General features: G+C 71.4%; 17 protein-coding genes. 6 read left to right on the forward strand and 11 right to left on the reverse strand.

All coding sequences use genetic code 11. The annotated features are described in order from the left end of the window. Positions 1-21 precede the first annotated feature (21 nt). Positions 22-3,219 (forward strand): Tat pathway signal protein, encoded by a 3,198-nt coding sequence (locus tag ACIA8X_RS26720; protein ID WP_399459260.1) that lies wholly within the window; start codon positions 22-24, stop codon positions 3,217-3,219. Positions 3,220-3,351: 132 nt separating this feature from the next. Here ACIA8X_RS26720 and ACIA8X_RS26725 read toward each other — a convergent pair whose 3' ends face one another. The 3 genes from ACIA8X_RS26725 to ACIA8X_RS26735 all read right to left on the reverse strand — a co-directional run bounded on the left by ACIA8X_RS26725 (position 3,352) and on the right by ACIA8X_RS26735 (position 7,240). Continuing rightward, positions 3,352-4,848 (reverse strand): MFS transporter, encoded by a 1,497-nt coding sequence (locus tag ACIA8X_RS26725; RefSeq protein WP_399459261.1) that lies wholly within the window; start codon positions 4,846-4,848, stop codon positions 3,352-3,354. Between the two features lie 80 nt (positions 4,849-4,928). Next, positions 4,929-5,909, reverse strand: a complete 981-nt coding sequence (locus tag ACIA8X_RS26730) for a zinc-binding dehydrogenase (protein ID WP_393452477.1) — start codon at positions 5,907-5,909, stop codon at positions 4,929-4,931. An 80-nt stretch (positions 5,910-5,989) separates the two neighbouring features. Next, positions 5,990-7,240, reverse strand: coding sequence for an NAD(P)-binding protein (locus ACIA8X_RS26735; protein ID WP_393453072.1), 1,251 nt, complete (start codon positions 7,238-7,240; stop codon positions 5,990-5,992). A 74-nt stretch (positions 7,241-7,314) separates the two neighbouring features. Between ACIA8X_RS26735 and ACIA8X_RS26740 the strand changes: the two genes are divergently transcribed. After that, complete coding sequence (locus tag ACIA8X_RS26740; protein WP_393452480.1) at positions 7,315-7,998, forward strand: pentapeptide repeat-containing protein; 684 nt, start codon at positions 7,315-7,317, stop codon at positions 7,996-7,998. A gap of 221 nt (positions 7,999-8,219) precedes the next feature. Here ACIA8X_RS26740 and ACIA8X_RS26745 read toward each other — a convergent pair whose 3' ends face one another. Then, the gene (locus tag ACIA8X_RS26745) at positions 8,220-8,720 is read right to left on the reverse strand and encodes a hypothetical protein (protein WP_393453075.1); all 501 of its coding nucleotides are present in this window, start codon (positions 8,718-8,720) and stop codon (positions 8,220-8,222) included. A gap of 78 nt (positions 8,721-8,798) precedes the next feature. On the opposite strand from ACIA8X_RS26745, the gene ACIA8X_RS26750 reads away from it, so the two are divergent. Then, complete coding sequence (locus ACIA8X_RS26750) at positions 8,799-10,283, forward strand: M1 family metallopeptidase (protein ID WP_399459391.1); 1,485 nt, start codon at positions 8,799-8,801, stop codon at positions 10,281-10,283. 45 nt (positions 10,284-10,328) lie between these two features. Here ACIA8X_RS26750 and ACIA8X_RS26755 read toward each other — a convergent pair whose 3' ends face one another. The 5 genes from ACIA8X_RS26755 to ACIA8X_RS26775 all read right to left on the reverse strand — a co-directional run bounded on the left by ACIA8X_RS26755 (position 10,329) and on the right by ACIA8X_RS26775 (position 16,184). Continuing rightward, a complete protein-coding gene (locus ACIA8X_RS26755) occupies positions 10,329-12,167 on the reverse strand; it encodes a hypothetical protein (RefSeq protein ID WP_393452483.1) in 1,839 nt (612 codons plus the stop codon). Between the two features lie 36 nt (positions 12,168-12,203). Beyond that, positions 12,204-12,980, reverse strand: coding sequence for a nucleic acid/nucleotide deaminase domain-containing protein (locus tag ACIA8X_RS26760; RefSeq protein ID WP_399459262.1), 777 nt, complete (start codon positions 12,978-12,980; stop codon positions 12,204-12,206). A gap of 5 nt (positions 12,981-12,985) precedes the next feature. Next, a complete protein-coding gene (locus tag ACIA8X_RS26765) occupies positions 12,986-13,558 on the reverse strand; it encodes an SUKH-4 family immunity protein (RefSeq protein WP_399459263.1) in 573 nt (190 codons plus the stop codon). Between the two features lie 54 nt (positions 13,559-13,612). Continuing rightward, complete coding sequence (locus ACIA8X_RS26770) at positions 13,613-15,331, reverse strand: nucleic acid/nucleotide deaminase domain-containing protein (protein WP_399459264.1); 1,719 nt, start codon at positions 15,329-15,331, stop codon at positions 13,613-13,615. Between the two features lie 277 nt (positions 15,332-15,608). After that, complete coding sequence (locus ACIA8X_RS26775; RefSeq protein WP_393452494.1) at positions 15,609-16,184, reverse strand: TerD family protein; 576 nt, start codon at positions 16,182-16,184, stop codon at positions 15,609-15,611. Positions 16,185-16,401: 217 nt separating this feature from the next. Here ACIA8X_RS26775 and arfB point away from each other — a divergent pair, with 217 nt between their 5' ends. Continuing rightward, a complete protein-coding gene (arfB, locus tag ACIA8X_RS26780) occupies positions 16,402-16,839 on the forward strand; it encodes an alternative ribosome rescue aminoacyl-tRNA hydrolase ArfB (protein WP_393452497.1) in 438 nt (145 codons plus the stop codon). A gap of 253 nt (positions 16,840-17,092) precedes the next feature. Beyond that, the gene (locus ACIA8X_RS26785; RefSeq protein WP_399459265.1) at positions 17,093-17,971 is read left to right on the forward strand and encodes a sigma-70 family RNA polymerase sigma factor; all 879 of its coding nucleotides are present in this window, start codon (positions 17,093-17,095) and stop codon (positions 17,969-17,971) included. Between the two features lie 42 nt (positions 17,972-18,013). Here ACIA8X_RS26785 and ACIA8X_RS26790 read toward each other — a convergent pair whose 3' ends face one another. Both ACIA8X_RS26790 and ACIA8X_RS26795 read right to left on the reverse strand, forming a co-directional pair. Next, complete coding sequence (locus tag ACIA8X_RS26790; protein WP_399459267.1) at positions 18,014-18,505, reverse strand: GNAT family N-acetyltransferase; 492 nt, start codon at positions 18,503-18,505, stop codon at positions 18,014-18,016. 103 nt (positions 18,506-18,608) lie between these two features. Further along, positions 18,609-19,235 carry a flavin reductase family protein gene (locus ACIA8X_RS26795; RefSeq protein ID WP_393452506.1) on the reverse strand — a complete coding sequence of 209 codons (627 nt, stop codon included), beginning with the start codon at positions 19,233-19,235 and terminating at the stop codon, positions 18,609-18,611. 391 nt (positions 19,236-19,626) lie between these two features. Between ACIA8X_RS26795 and cdgB the strand changes: the two genes are divergently transcribed. Then, entirely contained in the window at positions 19,627-21,288 is a 1,662-nt protein-coding gene (gene cdgB, locus ACIA8X_RS26800) for a diguanylate cyclase CdgB (protein ID WP_393452509.1), read from the forward strand. Positions 21,289-21,335 lie beyond the last annotated feature (47 nt).

The following is a 21,335-nucleotide window of genomic DNA, read 5'->3' on the forward strand; positions in this document are numbered from 1 at the left end:
CGGACGGCCTTGTTTCCGGCCGTGTTCGCCGCCGCCGTCTCGCTGTTCGCCTCCACGCTGACCCTGACCGGGGCGAGCCCCGCCGTCGCCGCCGACGAGGCGTGCGCGCCGCTCGCGCTCGCGCCGTTCGGCGACCCGGGGGACGCCGTCGGCAAGGCGACCGTCGCACCCGACTCCAGCGTCTGCTACACCGTCACCGTCGAGACCCCGGGCCTGTATCTGGCACCGGCGCTGGACGCCAACGGCAACACGGTGACCAGGCAGCTGCTCGCCGCCGACGGCAGCGCGGTGGACTGCTCCGGCGACCAGTACGCCACGTACGGCATGTGCGACGTGCCCGCGGCCGGCACCTACACGCTGAAGGTCCTCAACTCCGGCTGGGAGGACGAGGACACGTCGGTCACGTTCGTGCCGCTCGACTCGACGAGGGGCTGCGCGGACCCCGTCGGCACCAACTGGGACCAGCCGGACATCGCCCGGACGACCGTGAGCCGGGTGGAGGTCGACTGCCAGCCCTTCGAGGGCGCGAGCGGTGACCGGGTCCGGCTCAGGTACGGCTCGAAGGTGTACGGCGAGTCCCTCGCCTGGATCACCGATGCGACCGGCAGGCGGATCTGCGAGCGGTTCCCGGAGAACAACGAGGACAGCTGCGTCCTGCCGGGCGACGGCCCCTACCGGGTGATCTCCACCGTCTCCCGCTCCGAGAACGGCTTCCCCGCCGAGTTCGCGGTGAAGGTGCGCCGGCTCAGCGACCCGCAGGGCTGCACCGCCGCCCCGGTCCGCCCGTTCGGCGCGCTGGAGCGGCAGGACCTCACCGCCAACCCGTGCTTCACCTTCACCGCCGGAGCGCCGGGCCCGTACACCGTGCACTCGGTGAGCGAGGACCGGGAGGTCGGGGTGGCCCGGGTGTACGACGCGGCCGGGCTGAGCGTGTGCCGGTACGGCGCCGACCCGTGCCGGATCAAGACGCCGGGCACCTACACGGCCGTCCTCGACGACGGCACGTACCCCTTCCGCGACACCCGCGCCGGCCTCGTCGTCCTCGACCGTGCCTCCGACACCGGATGTGTGGCGACCGGGACCGGGCTGCACAAGGGCGAGTTGAGCACGGTCGGGCAGTACGACTGCCTGACGCTGGACGCGCCCCAGGGCGCCCGGATCGCCGCGCTCACCTCGCTCTCCTCGGCCGGGCTGACCCCCGAGGTGGAGGTCCTGGACCGGACCGGCACCGCGCAGTGCGACGAGGAGAAACTCCGGGGCGGCGACTGCGCGCTCACCGGTGAGGCCCCCTACCGGGCGCTGGTGCACACCGAGGACAGCGGCGACTCGGCGACGGGCGCCTACGCGGTGGCCCTCCACCGCACCGACGTCGCCGAGGGCTGCCCCGTCCTGCCCGCCGGCAGCTTCTCGGCGGACGGCGCGAAGGCCACGCCGGCCACCGGCGACGGCGTCTTCTCGCACTGCCTCGGCATCCCGGCCGACGCGCACACGGACGCCGAGATCTTCCAGCTGATCGCCACCTCCGGGACCGCCTCGGCGTGGTTCTCGGTGCTGGACTCCGACGGCAAGCGGGTCTGCGAGCGCTACGCCACCACCAACGGCTGGACCATCTGCTCCCTCACCCCGGGCAAGGCCCACACCGTGCTGGTGAACGGCCGCGACGAGGCCGCCACCTACACCCTGACCCGGCGTGACGTCACCGCGAGCGCCTCCTCGGCGGGCTGCACGAAGACCGCGGCGGCCAAGGTCGGCGGGCCCTCCGTGAAGAGCGCCTACGCCGGCCCTGGCACCCTCGACTGTCATCAGGTGACGACCGCGGCGGCCACCGACGTCGTGCACGTCAACGTGCGCGATGCCCTCGGCACGGCCAACTCCGCGGTCATCGCCGGGGACGGCCGTATGGAGTGCTCGTTCCGCAACTCCCCCTGCGCGGTCACCGGGTCCACCACCCACCAGGTGCTCGTGCAGACGCCGGTCACGCTGAAGGCGGCGCCCGAGTACCGCCTGGACCCCCTGCGCGTCGCGACCGCCGACGGTCCGGCGCCGGAGTGCGTCAAGGTGCCGTCCGTGGCGTACGGGTACGGGCCGGTCACCGGCACGCTGGACGAGTCGCGCACCGCCGTCTGCGCTGCGCTGCCGACCGCCGGGTTCGACCGCTTCGAGACCGACATCAAGGACACGGGCGGCGCCACCACCACCGCGGTGCCGGTGCTGTACAACACGTCGACCTGGGTCAACGGCTGCACGCACTACATCCCGGAGGGCTACGACTGCGACGCGCAGGGCTCCTCCTCGCAGAGCACGCCGACGCTGTTCCTGCTGGGCCTGCCCGAGAAGGCGTCCAGCACGGCCTACAGCGCCCAGCTGACCTGCACGTCCACGCCGTGCGGCACCGAGGAGACGGCCGTCACCGCGGTCGGCCCCGACACCGGGGCCGCCGGCGGCAAGGTGAAGCTCACGGTCACCGGCACCGCCCTCGGCCCGGACGTCACCGTCCGGCTGACCCAGTCCGGGAAGACGGTCACGGCGAAGGCGGACTCGGTCGCCGCGGACAACCGGACGGTGACCGCGACCCTCGACCTGACCGGCGTGGCCACCGGCACCTGGAACGTCAGCGTGATCACGCGCGGCTGGGAGTTCCCGCGGGGCACCTTCACCGTGACCCCCCAGCCCAAGCTGCAGAACACGGCCGCCCCCAAGGTCACCGGCACGGCCAAGACCGGCGCCAAGGTCACGGCCGTGCCCGGGAGTTGGTCGGCGACCCCGTCGTCGTACACGTACCAGTGGAAGGCGAACGGGACGGCGATCAGCGGGGCGATCGCGGCGACGTACACCGTCCCCGCCTCGGCGGTCGGCAAGAAGCTCACCGTGACCGTCACCGCGGTCAGGACCGGCTGGGTCAGCGGGTCGGCGACCTCGCCGGCGGTGACCGTGGCCAAGGGCGACGCGCCCAAGGCGACCAAGCTGCCGGTGATCAGCGGGACGGTGAAGGTCGGCAGGACCCTGAAGACGACCAAGGGGACATGGAGCCTCGCGCCGACTTCGTACGCGTATCAGTGGTACGCGAACGGCAAGGCGATCAGCGGGGCGACCAAGTCGTCGCTCGTGCTGAAGTCGGCGCAGAAGGGCAAGAAGATCACCGTGAAGGTGGTCGCGCACCGTACCGGTCACAAGGACGGGTCGGCGGTGAGCAGGGCGACGAAGGCGGTCGCCGGCTGACCCTGCGACAGCAGGCCGACCCTCGACGGAGGGTGGGGGAGGGGCTCCGCGGTCCGGTGGGGCCCCTCCCCCCGTTCGTGGAGGTCACTCGCGTCGTGGCGGTCGTGGCGGTCGTGGCGGTCGTGGGTGGCGTCAGGCCACGTTCTCCGGTATCCGCGCCTCCTGCGCGGCGCCGTGCCCCGGGGGTTTCGCCGTCACCATCAGGGCCGCGACCAGGCCGGCCAGGAGCATGATGGCGGCGGCCCACCAGATGGCGACGGTGTAGCCGTGGACCACGCCCTCCTTGATGACCAGGGCCCGCTGGGCCGGGTCGGTGAGGTGGGCGGTGAGGTAGGCGGCGCTGCTGGTGGTGGCGACGGTGTTGAGCAGGGCCGTACCGATCGAACCGCCCACCTGCTGCGAGGTGTTGACGGTCGCGGAGGTCACTCCGGAGTCCTGCGGGGGCACGCCCGCCGTCGCCGTGGCGAACACCGGCATGAAGATCAGGCCCATGCCGAGGCCCATGAGGATCAGGGCGGGCAGGATGTCGGCCGCGTAGGACGAGTGCACCGTCAGCCGGGTCAGGAGCACCATGCCGACCGCCGCGAGCAGGGCGCCCGGGGCCATGAGCAGGCGCGGCGCCACATGGTCCAGGAGCCGGGCGGCGATCTGGGTGGAGCCGGTGATGATCGCGGCGGTGAGCGGGAGGAAGGCAAGGCCGGTCATCACCGGCGAGTAGTCGAGGATGACCTGGAGGTAGTAGGTCATGAACAGGAACAGCCCGAACATGCCGATGACGGCGAGCGCCATGGTGAGGAAGCAGCCGGCGCGGGTGCGGTCCTTGATGATGTGCAGGGGGAGCAGCGGCATCGGGGCCCTGGTCTGCCACCACACGAACGTCGCGAGGAGGACGACTCCGACCGCGAACAGGGTGAGCACCATCGGGTCGGTCCAGCCGAGCGGCTGCGCCTCGGCGAACCCGTAGACGATGGCGACCAGGCCGCCGCAGCCGAGCAGCACGCCGGGCACGTCGAGGCGGGCGCCCGGCCGGCCGGGGCTGTCGTGCAGCAGGGCGAGGGCGCCGATGACGGCGATCACGGCGATGGGCACGTTGACGTACAGGCACCAGCGCCAGTTCAGGTACTCGGTGAGCAGGCCGCCGACGATGAATCCGATGGCGCTGCCGCTGCCGGCCAGGGCGCCGTAGATGCCGAAGGCCTTGCCGCGCTCCTTGGGGTCGGTGAAGGTCGTGGTCAGCAACGACAGGGCCGACGGGGCCAGTACGGCGGCGAAGGCGCCCTGGAGGGCGCGGGCGCCGAAGAGCATGCCGGACGAGGTGGCGGCACCGCCGAGCGCGGAGGCGGCGGCGAAGCCGATGAGGCCGATGACGAAGGTGCGCTTGCGGCCGACCAGGTCGGCGATCCGGCCGCCGAGCAGGAGCAGCCCGCCGAAGGCCAGGGTGTAGGCGGTGATCACCCACTGGCGGTCGCCGTCGGATATGCCGAGGTCCTCCTGCGCGGACGGGAGCGCGATGTTCACGATGGTCGCGTCGAGGACGACCATGAGCTGCGCGAGCGCGATGATCACCAGGCCCCACCAGCGGCGGGGATCGGCGTCCTGGGCGGATTCACCCGTTCGGGTGATACTCACCCGGCCAGAAGACCATGACTCGGGCCGTGTCGCATCTGGAGAGGGCTGACGTATCCGCTGGTGCGGGGGCTTGCGGCCGGTCATGGCTCCAGTACCACCTTTCCGGTGGTTCCGCGCGTTTCGAGGGCACGGTGGGCGGCCGCCGCCTCGGTGAGCGGGAAGCGCTGCACGGCCGGGGTGAGGCGGCCCGCCGCTGCCTCGGCGAGGGCGCGCAGTTCCAGGGTCTGTACGGGGTTGGGGCCGCCCGCCTTCCGCATCATCACGGGGCCGAGGACCTGCTCGGAGACGCCGTCGACCAGGTAGGGCTCGCCGTCGTGCAGGCCCGCGCCGGACCAGCCGAAGACGAGGTGCCGGCCGCCGGGCCCGAGCAGGGCGACGGACTCGCGGGCGACCTCGCCGCCGACGCCGTCGAACACGACGGTCGCCGGGCGCCCGCCCAGGAAGGCGCGGACCTTCCCGGGCCACGCGGGGTCCTTGTAGTCGACGGCGAGATCGGCGCCGTTCTCCCGCACCCGGGCCACCTTCTCGGGCCCGCCCGCGAGGCCGATGACCACGGCACCGGCGTTGCGGGCGTACTGCACGAGCAGGGTGCCGATGCCGCCGGCCGCCGCCGGGATCACGGCGACCGCGTCCGGACCGAGCTCGGCGAACTGCAGGATCCCCATCGTCGTACGGCCCGTGCCGATCATGGCGACGGCCTGGGCGAAGTCGAGGTTCTCCGGGATCTCGTGGACCCGGTCGACATCGGTGACGGCCAGCTCGGCGTACCCGCCCGGCGCGAAGCCGAGGTGGGCGACGACGCGCTTGCCGAGCCAGAGCGCGGCCACGCCCTCGCCGAGGGACTCGACGACGCCCGCGACCTCGCGGCCGGGGATGGTGGGCAGTGTGGCCGGGCTCGGTGCCGGGCCCTGTATGCCCTCGCGAAGGGCGGTGTCGAGGAGGTGGACGCCGGCCGCGGCCACGGCGATGCGGACCTGGCCGGGGCCGGGTGCGGGGTCGTCGACCTGCTCGTAGGTGAGGTTCTCGGCCGGGCCGAAGGTGTGCAGGCGGATGGCGTGCATCGGGGTCCCCCATCGTGGAGAGATACGGGTCGGTCAGGCGCCCACCCCGTCGCCGGAGGCGGCAGTCAGATGCTGCAACCTCAAGCTTGCTTGAGGTCAAGGGCGTGCCGGCCGAGGGCCAGGGACACCGCCGTGAGCGCGCTGTTGAAGGAGACCTCGGACAGGACGCCGGGGGCGGCGACCTGGTCGCCCGCGAGGTAGACGCCGTCGCCGCGGTCGACGGCCGGACGGTCGCGCCAGCTCGTGCCGGGCAGGTCGACGGCGCCGGTACGGCCGCTCGCGACGGACGCGCGCCGCCATGTGACGCGTTCGCGCCAGCCGGGGAAGCCGAGGTCGAGGAGCTGCTCGGCGCGGGCGACGCCGTCGGCCTTGGACTCGTGCGGGGCGAGCGGGATCTGTCCCTGGATCAGCTGCTCACCGGCCGGCGCCAGGGAGCGGTCCTGCGCGGTGAACCGCTCCAGCCACCCGGTCGCGTCGAGATCGGACACGACGAAGGCGTCCCCGCGCCGGGTGCGCACGGCGAGGTCGACGAGTGCCGTACGGCCGCTCGTCCACGTCAGGGAGTCGTCCTTGAGGAGACGGCGGGCCGCGTCGAGGGAGGTGGCGACGACGACGGGCGTGTCGGTGGGGAGTTCGTCGACGCGGGACAGGGTCTCCATCCGTACCCCGAGATTCCAGGCCCGGGCCGCCATCCGGTCGATCATGGTCGCCCAGCCGCCCCGCGGATAGTGCGCCTCCGGAGGCAGCTTGGTGGCCCGCCGCAGCCGCTCCCGCACGAACGCGGCGGACAGGGCGCCGGGGTCGTGGTGGAACAGGGCGACCGCGGAGTAGTGCGCGGCGGCCCGAGCGCCCTCCTCGCCGGCGATACCGGTGGCCCAGGTCAGGAAGTCGACGTCGACGGGCGCCTGCGGCAGACCGCGCCGCAGCAGCTTGAGCATGGCGAAGGGCGGGGTGCGGCGCAGCACACCCCGGTGCCGCAGCCGCAGCCGGGCGGCCTCCAGGGGCGGGATCGGCGCGAGCGGTCCGATGAGGTCGCGCTGCTTGAGCCAGGCCCAGTGCGGGCCGCCGCTGTACAGGGCGTGCGGTCCCTCGTTGGTCTTGTACGGCCCCTCGGCGGTCCGCGCCCGCCCGCCGAGGGTGTGATGGGCCTCGTACACGGTGACCTTGGCGCCCGCCTCGGCGGCGGTGATGGCCGCGGTGAGTCCGGCGAAACCGCCGCCGACGACGGTGATGCGGTGCATGGCTGGGGGTCTCCCTCTTGGTCGGGGTCGCCTTGCTTGCCTTGTTGTGGGTACGACGTTGTGGGTACGACGGTTCTGGCACCCCGGAATGTGACATCGGCGGTCTCCACGCAGGCCATGCGTAGGTCAGGGGGATTGTCAGTGGCGGGGTGCAGCATGTGGGCATGGCGAGGAAAGCGATGGGTGAGAGCGGAGTGAAGGGCGCACGGCGGCCCGAGGTGCGGCTGCCGGCGCTGGAGCCGTACCGCGACGGGCGGTTGGAGCCGGACGGCGACTACGACAGCCTGGAGTTCCGCGAGGAGGACCTCACCGGGCAGGACGGCGGCGGCGCCCGATTCATGGACTGCGCGCTGCGGGGCTGCGCCCTGGACGAGACGAGACTGCGGCACGCCCGGCTCCTCGACTCCGTCCTGACGGCCCCCCGGGGCGTCGGCACCGACCTCGCCGAGGCGACCCTGCGCGATGTGGAGCTGGTCGACGCCCGGCTGGGCGGGGCGCAGCTGCACGGCGCCGTCCTGGAGCGGGTCCTGATCCGAGGCGGCAAGATCGACTATCTGAACCTGCGCAAGGCCAAGCTGAGAGACGTCGTCTTCGAGGGCTGCGTCCTGGTCGAGCCGGACTTCGGGGGCGCCCGGCTCGAACGGGTGGAGTTCGTGGACTGCGTGCTGAAGGGGGCGGACCTCAGCGGGGTGACGCTGACGGACGTGGACCTGCGGGGGGCGGCCCAGCTGGAGATCGCGCGCGGGGTGGAGCGGCTGGCGGGGGCGGTGATCAGCCCTGCGCAGCTGCTGGATCTGGCGCCGGTGCTGGCGGCGGAGCTGGGGGTGCGGGTGGAGGCCGGTCCGTGATCGGCACCGGGACGGGTCCGGTATGATTGATACAGAGCTGCTCGCCAGAACTCCTGGCGGTCGGTGATGCGTTGGTGGTCCAAGGAAAGACGCCCCGCTTCCTGCGGGGAAATGCAGGTGCAAGGCCTGCCCGGCGCTCGGATCAGGAGCCCCTCCCGTTCGTACGGGAGGGGCTCCTTTGTTGTTGCCGCCGTCTCTCGGCAAGCCTCCTGCGCGGGGCGCTACGCCACCCGCGGAAAGCGCGCCTGCAGGGTCCAGATCGCCGGGTTCTCGCCGAGGTCGTCGTGCAGGTCGATCAGGTCGGCGAGCAGGTCGTGCAGGAAGTCGCGGGCCTCGCGGCGCAGTTCGGTGTGCGAGAAGGACAGCGGGGGATCCTCCGCGGGCATCCAGTCCGCCTCGATGTCCACCCAGCCGAAGCGGCGCTCGAAGAGCATGCGGTCCGTGGACTCGGTGAAGTCCAGTTCCGCGTGCTGGGGGCGGGAGGCGCGGGAGCCGGCCGGGTCCCGGTCCAGCCGCTCGGCGATGTCGCACAGGGCCCAGGCGAAGTCGAGCACCGGTACCCATCCCCAGGCTGTGGACAACTCCCGGTCCGCCTTGGTGTCGGCGAGGTAGACGTCGCCGCAGAACAGGTCGTGGCGGAGGGCACGGACGTCCGCGCGGCGGTAGTCCGTCTGCGGGGGGTCCGGGAAGCGGGTGGAGAGGGCGTAGCCGATGTCGAGCACGGAGGTGATGGTGTCACGGCCCACGCTCATAGGATCACTTGCGTGTCCTGTTCTGCGTCCCTTGCCCTGACCGTCCGGATGTTCCTGACCGGCCGTACGGTCCGGGCTGCCCGTGCGCTCCCGGCCGGCCCTACGCCTCCGGCTGTCCGTACGCTCCCGGCCACCCGTACCTTCCGGGCCGTCGGCTGCGCCGTGCTCGCCGCCCTCGCCCTGGCCGCGTGCGGCGGCGGTGTCCAGGGCACGCCCGGTGGCTCCGGCGTGCGCGACCCGTACTTCCCCAAGGCCGGCAACGACGGCTACGACGTCACCCACTACGCCCTCGACCTCGCCTACGACCCCGCCGACCGCCACCTCACCGGCACGGCGGAGATCACCGCACGGGCCGTCCAGGATCTCTCCGCCTTCGATCTCGACCTGAAGGGCATGGACGTCGAGCGGGTCACGGTGGAGGGCGAGCGTGCCCGCTGGAGCCGCAGCGGCCAGGAACTGGTCGTCCGCCCGGGCGACGAGCTCGACCGGGGCGAGACCTTCCGGCTCACCGTCCGCTACTCCGGCACCCCGCAGACCATCACCGACCCCGACGGCTCCGAGGAGGGCTGGCTCGCCGGCGACGACGGTGCCCTCGCGCTCGGCGAGCCGACGGGGTCCATGGCGTGGTTCCCCGGCAACCACCACCCGTCCGACAAGGCGTCGTACGACATCGCGGTCACCGTGCCGGAGGGGCTCCAGGCCGTCTCCAACGGCGAGTTGACCAACCGGACGACCAGCGACCGCCGGACGACCTTCCGTTGGCACACCGCCGAACCCATGGCCAGTTACGTCGCCACCCTCGCCATCGGGGACTACGACATCCGTCGCTCCACGGTCACCGGCACGGCGGCCGGCGAACTGCCCGTCTACACCGCCGTGGCGCCTTCCCAGGACGGCCCCGCGCGTGCGGTCCTCGCCCGGATCCCGGAGTTCATGGAGTGGGCGGAGTACAACTTCGGCCCCTACCCCTTCTCCTCCACCGGCGCGATCGTCGCCCGCCCGAACGTCTCCGACTACGCCCTGGAGACCCAGAACCGGCCCGTCTTCCCCGGCGCCCCCGGCACCGAGCTGTTCGTCCACGAGCTCGCGCACCAGTGGTTCGGCAACTCCGTGACGCCGAAGAGCTGGCGGGACATGTGGCTGAACGAGGGCTTCGCGACGTACGCGGAGTGGCTGTGGCGGGAGGACCACGACGGCGACAGTGCCCAGGAGACCTTCGACGCCCTGTACGACCACGGCGAGGACGAGCACAAGGACCTCTGGTCCTTCCCGCCGGCGAAGCCGACGAGCGCCGCGCACATCTCCGACAGCCCCGTCTACCAGCGCGGCGCGATGGTCCTCCACAAGATCCGCCAGACCGTCGGCGACGACACCTTCTACGCCATCGTCCAGGGCTGGGCGGCGGACCACCGCCACGGCAACGCGGACACCGACGACTTCACGGCGTACGTGGAGGAGACGGCGCCGGGGGAGGACTTCACCGGCATCTGGGAGGACTGGCTGTACGGAGAGGGAAAGCCCGACCGGCCCTGAGAGCCGGTGAACCTGTGACCGACGCGAGCCCCCGGCTCAGGCGCCTCACTGCTCCCGGAGCGCGTCCAGCCGTAGCCGTATCGCACACAGCCCCTCGGGGCCCCCGACGAGGAGCAGTGCCTCGGGGGTGAGTGCGAGGGTGTCGCAGGGGTGCGGCAGCGGCAGGACGCGCACCTCGCCGGAGAACACGTGCCACAGGTGCAGCTCGCCGTCGCTCCAGGCCACGGCGAGCACCGGACCGACGGGAGTGTCGGCCGCGGCGAGGGCCGTGACCAGATACCGGCGCTGCTGCACCGGCACGGGCATCGGCTCGTCCGAGCCCGTCTCCCACAGCCGTACCGAACCGTCCGACGCGGCGCTGAAGGTGAGGGTCAGCCCGTCGGCGGTGTCGACGCCGGTGGCTGCCGTCACCGGCAGCTCGTGCACACGGCAGGTGCGCGGGGTGTCCTGGTACTCGCCCAGGGACCACACATGGACCGTGCCGCTCCGGTCGCCGACGACGGCGTACGGACTCCGCGTGCCACCACTGCCAAGTGCCGTGACCAGGGACTCCTCCCCGGCGAGCGCGGCCGAACCGTGGTGCTCGGCGATGTGCCCGAGCACGATCGCGGCGGTCGGGTCGTCCTCGGACACCAGAGGGAGCAGCGCGTCGGACCGGTCGAGCAGCAGCAGCGAGCGGGCGTCACGCGCGGCGACGGACCGCGGTCGTACGGCGGCCGGGCGGACGTAGGACGGCGAGGAGCCGGGCTCCACGGACGTGGCATCACCGGGTCCCACGGCCGGCGCGGCACCGATCGCCCCGGCGGACGCGCCGCTGTCCACGTCGTAGGTCCGCAGCCGCCCCGTGGCGTCGGCCGTCAGCAGCCGTCGCTCTTCCCCCGGCACCTGCGCGAGCGCGGTCACCGCGAGATCCTGCCGGTTCCACTCCGCGGTCCACCAGTGGCGTCGGGCCAGGGGTTGGAGGAAGTCGGTCAGGACCTTGTCCGTGCCCACGGCCGCGGTGTGCAGCAGGGCGGCCCGCTCGGCGCTGTCGGTGTGATGCGCCGTCAGCTCGGGCGCGGCACGCCGCCACACTCGGCGCAGCTGCCCCGGTACGGGGATGCGCTCGTCGGCGAGTACGGCGGTGAGCGCCGTCGCCGAGCCGTGCACCAGGAACCCGGGGTCGCTCAACAGGCCGCGTACGGCGGCCCTTTCGTCGTCGGCGCGCAGGGCGGCGTCGAGGATGTGCCGGAGCACCGTGGCGGGTGCCGCGGCCCAGTCCGGCCGGCCGTCGGAGGTGTGCGGGACCGTCGCGACGAGGTCCGTGTAGGACGCCTCGCCGGCAGGGGGTACCTCGGTGCGGTCGGTGCGGTCGGTGCGGTCGCCCAGGTCGACGACCTCGACGGCGTCCGCGGCCAGGAGCGCTGACGCGCCGACCTCAACGGCCGCGCGGAGATGGGGAATCGCCAGCAGCGGCTCCAGCAGCTCGGCGACCAGGGTCCGCGGTGCCGCCGCGGGCAGATCCGCGGGGCCCGCCCCGGCCCGGTGCAGATCGGGTACGAGGAGCAGCAACGGCCGCTCGTCCCGGCTCACCCGGTCCAGTAGGCGCGCGGGGGAGAGGGGGCCGTAGCCGAGCTGGCGCCCCAACTCCCAGGCGAAGGTCTCGGTGGTCAGCCCCTCGGACGGCACGGTGGCATGCACGGTGATGCCCGGCCGGTCGATCGTTCCGGCCAGGAGCCAGGCGAGCAGAGCGCTCTTGCCGCTGCCCTCGGCACCCCGCACCAGACACAGCCGGGGCCCGTTTCCGTCGGCCGCCCAGTCGAGCAACTGCTGCCCGGCGGCCCGCTTGTCGTCGTCGAGCGGCGGCCAGGAGGCGATGTCCGGTGTGACGGCACCGACGGTCATGATGTGCTGCTTCCCCTCTTGTCGTTCTCCGGCGTCCTACTGCGGTGGCTGCTCGGCCGCCTCGCGCAGCAGCCGGATGCCCTCGGTACGGGACTCGGCCGTCTCCCCGTAGGGGAAGTTGTGCGTGAGCTGCGCCTCGGGGAAGACCTGCCCGAGCCACAGTGAGCAGTAGTGGCCCGGCATGAAGCAGGCCTCCAACTCGGTGTGGATCCGCAGTACTTGCTCCGGCGCGACCCCCGCGGCCCGTAGCCGGGCCCACAGCCGCTCCTCCGGGTGGACGCCGATGTCGCCGGCCTGCGTGACGATCTGCTTCTCGCCCCGCTCGTCGACGATCTCGAACGCGGTGAACCACTCCGCGCTCGCGGTGTCCCTGATGTCGTCGAGGACCAAGGGCCACCAGTTCTCGCGCCCCTCGAACGCCCGCGGGTCGATGCCCCGCAACCGCTGCTCAAGCTCCGCGTACGCGGCGGCGGCCTCCCGCGGCTGGTCGGTGCCGAGGATCACGGTGAGGGCCTCGTCCAGCGCGGTGAGCGACTGGGTGAACGCCTCCTCGGTCGCGTTCACGAAACGCGCCTGCTCGGCCCAGTCGAGGAGTACGGCCCGTACGACGCCCTCGTCGTCGGCGCAGAGTTCGAAGCCGCGGTCCGAGCCGAACCGCCTCCACTGCCGGCACTCGTCCCGTACGACCGTACGGCCGACGGACCGCGCGAACTCCTCCAGGGGTACGGGGTCGGACTCGGCCGTCGCGAAGTACGGGCCGACCGTCAGCGGAACGGTGATCCTCCCGAAATTCCGAACGTCACTGCTGTTCATCGCGACTACCTCGCATCGGGATCGGCGACATACTCCAGGATGTCGTGCCAGCGTGACTGGCCCACCTCCAGAGCGGCCGAATCGATTTCCCTCATCTGCTCGGTCAGACGCCCCGCCGCACCCTCCAGGTCGAGCGATTCCAGCTCCGACTCGAAATCGTAATTCGGACGCTCTTTCTCCAGCAGATAGAGAAAGTGCGCGAAAGAATTCACGTCCTTGTTCAGCGGATAGATCTCGGACTCGTCGCCCGGCAGGCAGTGGACGGTACCGGTGCCCCCGTCCAGGGCGATGTCGTCGTAGGGGACCATGCCGAGGAGGATCCAGCCCTCGGCCCCCTCGGGCAGGTCGGTCCAGCGCTCACGCAGGTCGTCGTAGCACTCGCCGAGCGGCCTCGCCTGCTCCGGGGTCCCGTCGACGAGGTCGAACCAGGGATTCGGGCGGGCCGGAATGCCGACGTCACGCAGGAAGCGCGCGCTCGGCTCGTGCCGGATGTTCGCCACCACCGCTTCGGGAAAGGTGATGAGTTCTTCCGGGGCGAACTCGGACTCCAGGGTTTCCCGGTCGATCGGGGATGGCATCTCGTGACCTGCCTGCCTTGCGAATGAGAGGAGTGCCCGATGCTAGCACGTGAGCTATTTACCCCGATTCGCTTTGAGGCGATCCAGGTAATCCATCATTTCCGCGTTGCCCTGTGCTCTTGATTCCTTTGTGTTCCCGTAATCGATGCTGTGGGTGACATCGACATGCGAGAGCCTTTCCTTCATCCACGCGCTGCAGTTCGGCGCGGACGAACAGGGGGCCCTCTCCGTGTACAGCTCTGTCATACGGTCGCCCGCCCCGTCCCGGAGGACCGGGAAGCCGATCATGCGCTCGGAGTGCCGGAATCCCGAACTGCGCGCGACCATGACGAAGTCGCCGTCGCCGTCCTTGGCGCTGTTGAACCGGGCGGCGGCGTAGTTGTTGCTCTCGAACTTGTCCTCGCCGTTCACCTGCTTGTGATTGCCGTAGCTCTTGTCCGAGTGGCGGGCCAGTTGCACGGCCTGGGACAGCGGTGTGCTCCCGAGCTCCACCTGCTGTGAATTGCTGAGTGGGCGCGGCCGCTCCTTGCCCTGGAGCTTGAGGTTCGGTTCGCCCGGCAGCGGCCGTCCGGCGTTGTCGCCGTCGAGCTTGAGGCCGATGCGGTCCCGGTCTTCCTGGGTCAGCTTGTCGGTGTTGCCGTCCGTCTTCAGCCGCTTGAGCGTTCCGTCGTCGCTCATGAGGTACATGGGCGTCTTGCCGTCGTTGCCCTTCTGGAGCTGCTTCAGGGAAAGGGCGGTCTCGTCGTCGTTGTCCTTGTGGCGCTTGGCCATCTTGCTCAGGCCGCTGGTCATGCTGTCGTCGAGGTGGTCGGCGGAGCGCTTGACGCCCTTCCCGATCCCCTCCACGAGCTCGTCGACCACGGGGTCGAGGAGATTGGTGAGCGGGTCCTTGCCCTTGGCGCGGCCGTGCGAGGACTTCGCGCGCGACAGCTTGCTTCCGGCGCCGTCGCGGATCTTGCCACCCGCGCTCTTGAGCCCGTTGCCGGCCCGGTCGTAGGAGTCCGGGTCCATGGCGAACTGACCGCCGCCGCCCGAGCCCCCGCCGGACCCGCCGCCGCCCGCGCCGGCCAGCTGCATCGACCCGCCGCCCGCGCTGGCCAGCTGCATTCCGCCGCCCGACTTGAGATGGTCGACGCCCTCGTTCATGCCCTCCCGGCCGGCCTTCGCGGTCTGGCCGAGGTCGACGCCGTTCTGGGTCCCCAGGGCGTTGCCGCCCAGTTGCAGGACCAGGTCGCCCGCCATCGAGCCGAGGGCCTGGAGGACCGGGCCCGTCGCAACCTCGATGATCCGCCCGGCGATCTCCTCGCACACCTCCTCGAAGATGCGCTTCACCGCGATCCGGGTGGCCTGCGTGCCCGCGATACCGCCCAGCGTCGACAGGCCCAGGGTGACGGGGGCGGCCGCGATGGCGGCCGCTATCTCGGCGGCGAGGATGCCGAGTTGGACGATCGCCGCGAGCTTCGCGCCCTCGATCAGCACCGCGACCCCGTCCAGCGCGGTCGCCGCCACGCGGCCGGCCTCGGCGAGATTGGTCAGATGCTTGCCTTTGACGAGGCCCCAGTGTTTCTCCAGCGCCTGGATCGCGAGGCCTTCGTTGCCTCCGATCAGGTCGGTGATCGCCTGGTGGGCGTCGGCGGCGCCGTCGTCGATGTCGTCGGCGAACTCCCGCATGGCCTGGGCCATTTCGCGGTAGTCGTCCTCGTCGACGTTGGGCCAGCTGATGCCTATCAGGTCCAGGGCCGCATCCAGCTCGCTCGGCAGGACTACTCCCACAAGGACCCCCGTTCGAAAGCGACTTCGGGAAACGTAACTTTGAACGGATCATGAGAACAAGCTCACCCGGGCCGCTTGACCTGATCTGTGACGGATCTGTCGCAGAACATTTCCTGGCCTCCGCGTGGGCGTGGCGAAGTACGGGTCCGCGAGGAGAGTCGGGCATGGAGCGTTCGGGGCCGGAGTGCCTCCGAGCGACGCCTTCATCCGCACATGAAGAAGACCCCCCAACGGTGAGTTGGGGGGTCTTCGTGCTGACCGGGCCAGCGCCTGATTCTCAGACGTTCACGCCGAAGTCCTGCGCGATGCCCACCAGGCCCGAGGCGTAGCCCTGGCCGACCGCGCGGAACTTCCACTCGGCGCCGTTGCGGTAGAGCTCGCCGAAGACCATCGCGGTCTCGGTGGCCGCGTCCTCGGAGAGGTCGTAGCGGGCGATCTCGGCGCCGCCGGCCTGGTTGAGGATGCGGATGTAGGCGTTGCGTACCTGGCCGAAGTTCTGCGAGCGGTTCTCGGCGTCGTAGATGGAGACCGGGAAGACGATCTTGTCGACGTCGGCCGGGAGGCCGGCGAGGTTGACGTTGATCGCCTCGTCGTCGCCCGCGCCCTCGCCGGTGCGGTTGTCGCCGGTGTGGACGATCGTGCTGTCCGGCGTCTGCTTGTTGTTGAAGAAGACGAAGTGGGCGTCCGAGTAGACCTTGCCCGTGGGGTTGACCGCGATCGCGGAGGCGTCGAGGTCGAAGTCCGTGCCGGTGGTGGTGCGGACGTCCCAGCCGAGGCCCACGGTGACGGCGGTCAGGCCCGGAGCCTCCTTGGTGAGCGAGACGTTGCCACCCTTGGACAGGCTTACAGCCATTGTTGGGAGTCCCTTCCCTCGTTGCGGTACGGCTAGAAGCTACAGCTACCCCTATGAACGCGCAGAGGGGTACCTCAAGTTCCAGGTGTCTTTACTTTCTTTGCCAAAGAGCACCCAAAGGGGAGACGCGGGCTGCCAGGAGGACGGCTGCGAGAGTGGCTGCGAGGGCGGCTGCGCGGGCGATATTCGCGTGACGTGGACGGGACAGGCGGGGAACATGGAAGACATGTCTGGTCCCTACGTCATCCGTGGCTCCGTCTCGCTTCCCGAGGCCGAGCTCATGTGGCGTTTCTCGCGGTCGAGCGGCCCGGGTGGCCAGCACGTCAACACCAGTGACTCCCAGGTCGAGCTGCGGTTCGACCTGGCGAAGACCGAGGCGCTGCCCGAGGTCTGGAAGGGGCGGGCGCTGGAGCGGCTGGCCGGGAGGCTGGTCGACGGTGTCGTCACCGTGCGCGCCTCCGAGCACCGCTCCCAGTGGCGCAACCGCGAGACCGCCGCCGTACGCCTCGCCGCGCTCCTCGCCGAAGCGACGGCCCCGCCGCCCAAGCCGCGCAGGCCCACCCGGATTCCCCGCGGGATCAACGAGCGACGGCTGAGGGAGAAGAAGCAGCGCTCAGACACCAAGCGGGGGCGGTCCGGGCGGGACTGGGGGTAGTGGCTCGGGCGCGGCTGGGGTGGGCGGGACCTGGGCAAGGCCCTGGGGCCTGCCCGGCGGATCATGCCGGCGTCGCGGGGCCTGGCACGCGCTCCCCCAGAGGGGGGACCTTAAGCCGCGTTGTCGTCGGTTGCCGACTCGGGGACGGCCTGATCCGCCGGACAGGCCCCAGGCGCAAGGGCCCCGCTGTCACATCCGCGTCGCGCCATCCGTCAAGCAACTGACGACGGACCGCGACGAGAGGCTGCCACTGATGAGCGCCGACGACACCGACTTCCTTGCCCGGCGTTTCGAGGCGCACCGCGGCCATCTGCGCGCGGTGGCGCATCGCATGCTCGGTTCGGCCGCCGAGGCCGAGGACGCGGTGCAGGAGGCCTGGTTCCGGGTGAGCCGGTCGGACACCGCACGGATCGACAACCTCGGCGGCTGGCTGACGACCGTCGTCGGCCGGGTCTGCCTGGACATGCTGCGCTCCCGCAGGTCCCGCGCGGAGGAACCCCTGGACGCCGCGGCGCCCGAGCCGCCCGCTCCCACCGCCTCCGCGACCGCGGCCGCGCCCGACCCCGAGCAGGACGTCCTCCTCGCCGACTCGATCGGCGTCGCCCTGCTCGTCGTACTGGACACCCTGACGCCCGCCGAGCGGCTGGCGTTCGTGCTGCACGACCTGTTCGGGGTGTCGTACGACGAGGTCGCGGACGTCGTGGACCGTACGCCGGCCGCCGCGCGGCAGCTCGCCAGCCGGGCCCGGCGCCGGGTGCAGGGCGTCGGCGCGCCCGAGACCGGGGGCGCCGGGCAGCGCAAGCGGCGGGAGGTCGTCGCCGCCTTTCTCGCCGCCGCGCGGGAGGGGGACTTCGAGGGGCTGCTCGACGTCCTCGACCCGGACGTCATCGCGCGCACCGAGGTCGGGGTGACCACGGGCGCGGCGGCGGTGGCGCGGGGCGCGGCGACGTTCGGGCCGCTCGCCGGGGTCGCGCGGACCGCGCTGGTCGACGGTGTGCCGGGGTTCGTGGTGCTCGCCGAGGGGCGGGTGGAACGGGCGCTGCGGTTTGCGTTCGTACGCGATCGGATCGCCGTGATCGACATCGTGACGGAACCCGGGCGGGTGTCCCGGCTCGACGTCAGGGAGATCTAGAGCCTTTCCCGCTCGGGCGCCCGCGTCGGGGTGCGTACGCGGCTACGACTCCCCCGGCCCGTCCAGCTCCAGCACCCCCACCGTCTCCCCCTCGCTGGTCTCGCCGTCGGTGCGGAAGCCGAGTCCGAGGTAGAAGTCCTCGGGGCCGTTCGGGCCGGGGTGCCAGGTGACGTACAGCTGGCTGCCGCCCCGGCGGCGGATCTCCGCGGCGACCGACTCGACCGCGAACCGGCCGTATCCGCGGCCCTGTTCGTCTGCGGCGATGTTCAGCCGCCACAGGCCCGAGCGGAACAGGGTGCCGTCGCCGCGCCAGTCGATGTCGAAGAAGGCCATCAGGAAGCCGACCGGGCGGTCGCCGTCGACGATCAGGCGGGGCCAGGCGACGCCGGCGGGGTGGACGTATGCCTCGGCGAGGGACTGCATGACGGGGGAGACCGCGAATTCCTGGTCGGGGCGGACTCGTATCCCGGTGGCGGCCTCGAAGTTCGCGGGTGTGATTTCTTCGAGGCGCGGCGTGGAAGTGGTCGACGTCATCCGGGCAGGGTAAGGCGGGTGATCATTTGCCGCCATGGAATTGTGCGCCGGATCCGTCGGCGGTCGGCGGAGTTCGGTGCGGTGGAGTTCCGTGCGACGGAGTTCAGCCCAACTGCCGGTAACGGCCCCGGAAATACGTCAGCGGTCCACCGTCCCCGCTCGGCAGTGAGGCGGCCAGGACGCGGCCGATCACCAGGGTGTGGTCGCCGGCCGTCACCCGCTGCTCGGTGCGGCACTCCAGGGTGGCCAGGGCGCCGCCCACCAGGAGAGCGCCGCTCTCCTTGCCGCGGACGTACGGGATGTCGGCGAACAGCAGGCGGTCGCTGACGCGGCCCTTCATGGCGAAGCGGCCGGCGATGTGGCGCTGGCTCTCCGAGAGCACCGAGACGGCCCACAGGGGCTGTTCGTCGAGCAGGTCGTCCATGCGGGAGCCCTCGCGCAGGCTGACCAGCACCAACGGCGGGTCCAGGGACACCGACATGAACGCGGTCGCGGTCATGCCGACGTCCTCGCCGGCCGGAGCGTGCGGGTCGTCCGGGTCCAGCGGCGGCTCCAGCGCGGTCACCAGGACCACACCCGCGGCCAGCCGCGACATGGCGGCACGGAACTCGTCGTTGCTCACTCCCTCAGCATGCCCGGAGCCGCTCCGGGAGGCGGGGAGGACGGCGGTCACGGGCGGCGCTGGGGGAGACGCGGGGGTGGATGCGGGGGGAGGCGAAGTGTTCGGCACGCCGAAGACGCTAATGTCACCTCCGCACGTCCCACATCGGGCCTCCGCCCGAGAACGGACCTAGGACCGCGGACCGACCGACGGTCGGCAAGAGGCTGTCGGCAAGGGCCCCACTGCCCACGACTGCCGATCCCGACGCGTCAGTTCGGATACGTTTCGTGGCATCTCCACACACGCACAAAGTTTGCGTTCAGTAAACGCACAGGAAAAACGCAGAAACCCCGCTCAATTGTTCACGTTTACCTGTGACTTGAGTCACAAGAGCCATTAATTGTTGACCCTGTGTACCGAGTGGGCAGCGCGCTGTGATTCAGTGGCTGGGAACTAGCAAGGGAAGTTACGCCGAAGTAGAACCCTTGATTCGCTGCGAGGTCTCGGGGGGAGGGCGAGCATGGAGACCGAGTCGGAGCCGTACGTCCGTCTTGCGACCCTGCGGCAATTGCACCAGGTCATGGCTGACATGAACACGGCCCGTAGCCTGGCGGACACCCTGCAGACCGTCGCCGACGGCGTCGTGACCGGCCTCGGCTTCGAGCTCGCGTGCGTCAACCTCGTACGCCCCGACGGCGACCTCGTCGTCGCCGCGTTCGCCGGCAACCCGGCCGCCGAGGCCCTGATCACCGGCCGCGTCGGCTCCCGCGAGTCCTGGGAGCGCCGGCTGAGCATGGGCGAGCACTGGGGCGACCTGGTCTTCATCCCGCACACCGAGGGCTGGATCCTCGACGACGACGACGTCCCGCAGTGGTACACCGACGGCCCGGCCCCCCGCTTCGAGGACGAGTGGCACCCGTCGGACCGCCTGTTCGCGCCGATGTTCACGCCCGGCGTGCAGGGCGGTGCCTGCGGTGAGCTGATCGGCGTCCTGTCCGTGGACCGGCCGCGCAACGGCCGGATGCCGGGCGCGTGGGGGCGCGAGGCGCTCCAGATGTACGCGTTCCAGGCCGCCATCGCCATCAGCAACGCACGTCTACGCGCGAATATGCAGCGGGCACTGGTCAGGCTGGAGCGCGAGCAGCAGGCCCTGCGCGCGAGCGAGGAAAGCTTCAGGCAGGCCTTCGAGTACGCCCCCTCCGGCATGGCCATCGCCGAGATGGGCGGCGACCAGCACGGCCGCATCCTGCGCACCAACGACGCCCTGTGCCGCCTGCTGGGCCGCCCCGCCTCCGCGATGCGCCGCTACGCCTTCTCCGACCTCGTCCACCCCGAGGACATCGGCACGCTGCTGCGGACGTCCGCGGAGGGCGGCCGGGCGGAGCTCAGGCTCGGGCGCCGAGACGGCACCTACGTGTGGGTCTCGCTCCGTAACTCCGTCGTCGCCGACGCCGCCGACGGCCCCCGCTTCCTGCTCACCCACGTCGAGGACATCGAGGACCGCAAGCGCCGCGAGCTCCAGCTCGCCCACCGCGCCTCGCACGACTCGCTCACCGGCCTGCCGAACTCCGCCGAGCTGCGCTCCCGCCTCTCCTCCCGGCTGTGCACCCACCCCACCAACGCGGGCGCCCTGGAGTCCACCGACGCTGCCTACGGCCACCCGGCCGTGTACGACGCCAACGGCCACGGCTTCGACTTCCGGCCGGGCGCGGCGGCGTTCGACGGCTTCGACCACCACGTCCACACGATCGCCCCGGACGAGAGTGACCGGCGCGACGACGGCACCAAGGGGCTCGCGGTGCTCTTCTGCGACCTCGACGGCTTCAAGTCGATCAACGACCGGTTCGGGCACAACGCGGGTGACGCGGTTCTCATCGAGGTGGCCAGGCGGCTGACCCGCGGCGTCCGTGACGGCGACACGGTCGCCCGGCTCGGTGGCGACGAGTTCGTGATCCTCGCCGACGGTCTCGGCCGGGCCGACGCCCAGGACCTGGCCGTACGGCTGCGTAACGAGATCATCCAGCCGATCAGGGCCGAGGGGCGGGCGGTCCGCGTCGGCGCCAGCTTCGGGATCGGGTGGGCACACTGCGGGATGACTGCGGATGAAGTGTTGAAGTCCGCTGACGAGCGGATGTACGTAGAGAAACGATCTCGTCCCAAACAGCACAGACGCGCTGGGTAACCCCCAGGTCAGCGAGCTGATGCGGTCTGTGTCACCCGTTTGGGCCA

The sequence above is a fragment of the Streptomyces sp. NPDC051738 genome (genome assembly GCF_044453205.1).
Taxonomy (GTDB): Bacteria; Actinomycetota; Actinomycetes; order Streptomycetales; family Streptomycetaceae; genus Streptomyces.

Bases quoted from the DNA above. Each gene is read 5' to 3' on its own strand.
- ACIA8X_RS26730 (WP_393452477.1), bottom strand. From the start codon at position 5,909: ATGCACGCCATCCGCCTGCACACCTTCGGCCCGGCCGAGAACCTCACC.
- ACIA8X_RS26740 (WP_393452480.1), top strand. From the start codon at position 7,315: ATGGCGAGGAAAGCGATGGGTGAGAGCGGAGTGAAGGGCGCACGGCGG.
- ACIA8X_RS26750 (WP_399459391.1), top strand. From the start codon at position 8,799: ATGTTCCTGACCGGCCGTACGGTCCGGGCTGCCCGTGCGCTCCCGGCC.
- ACIA8X_RS26755 (WP_393452483.1), bottom strand. From the start codon at position 12,167: ATGACCGTCGGTGCCGTCACACCGGACATCGCCTCCTGGCCGCCGCTC.
- ACIA8X_RS26760 (WP_399459262.1), bottom strand. From the start codon at position 12,980: ATGAACAGCAGTGACGTTCGGAATTTCGGGAGGATCACCGTTCCGCTG.
- ACIA8X_RS26765 (WP_399459263.1), bottom strand. From the start codon at position 13,558: ATGCCATCCCCGATCGACCGGGAAACCCTGGAGTCCGAGTTCGCCCCG.
- ACIA8X_RS26775 (WP_393452494.1), bottom strand. From the start codon at position 16,184: ATGGCTGTAAGCCTGTCCAAGGGTGGCAACGTCTCGCTCACCAAGGAG.
- arfB (WP_393452497.1), top strand. From the start codon at position 16,402: ATGGAAGACATGTCTGGTCCCTACGTCATCCGTGGCTCCGTCTCGCTT.
- ACIA8X_RS26785 (WP_399459265.1), top strand. From the start codon at position 17,093: ATGAGCGCCGACGACACCGACTTCCTTGCCCGGCGTTTCGAGGCGCAC.
- ACIA8X_RS26790 (WP_399459267.1), bottom strand. From the start codon at position 18,505: ATGACGTCGACCACTTCCACGCCGCGCCTCGAAGAAATCACACCCGCG.
- cdgB (WP_393452509.1), top strand. From the start codon at position 19,627: ATGGAGACCGAGTCGGAGCCGTACGTCCGTCTTGCGACCCTGCGGCAA.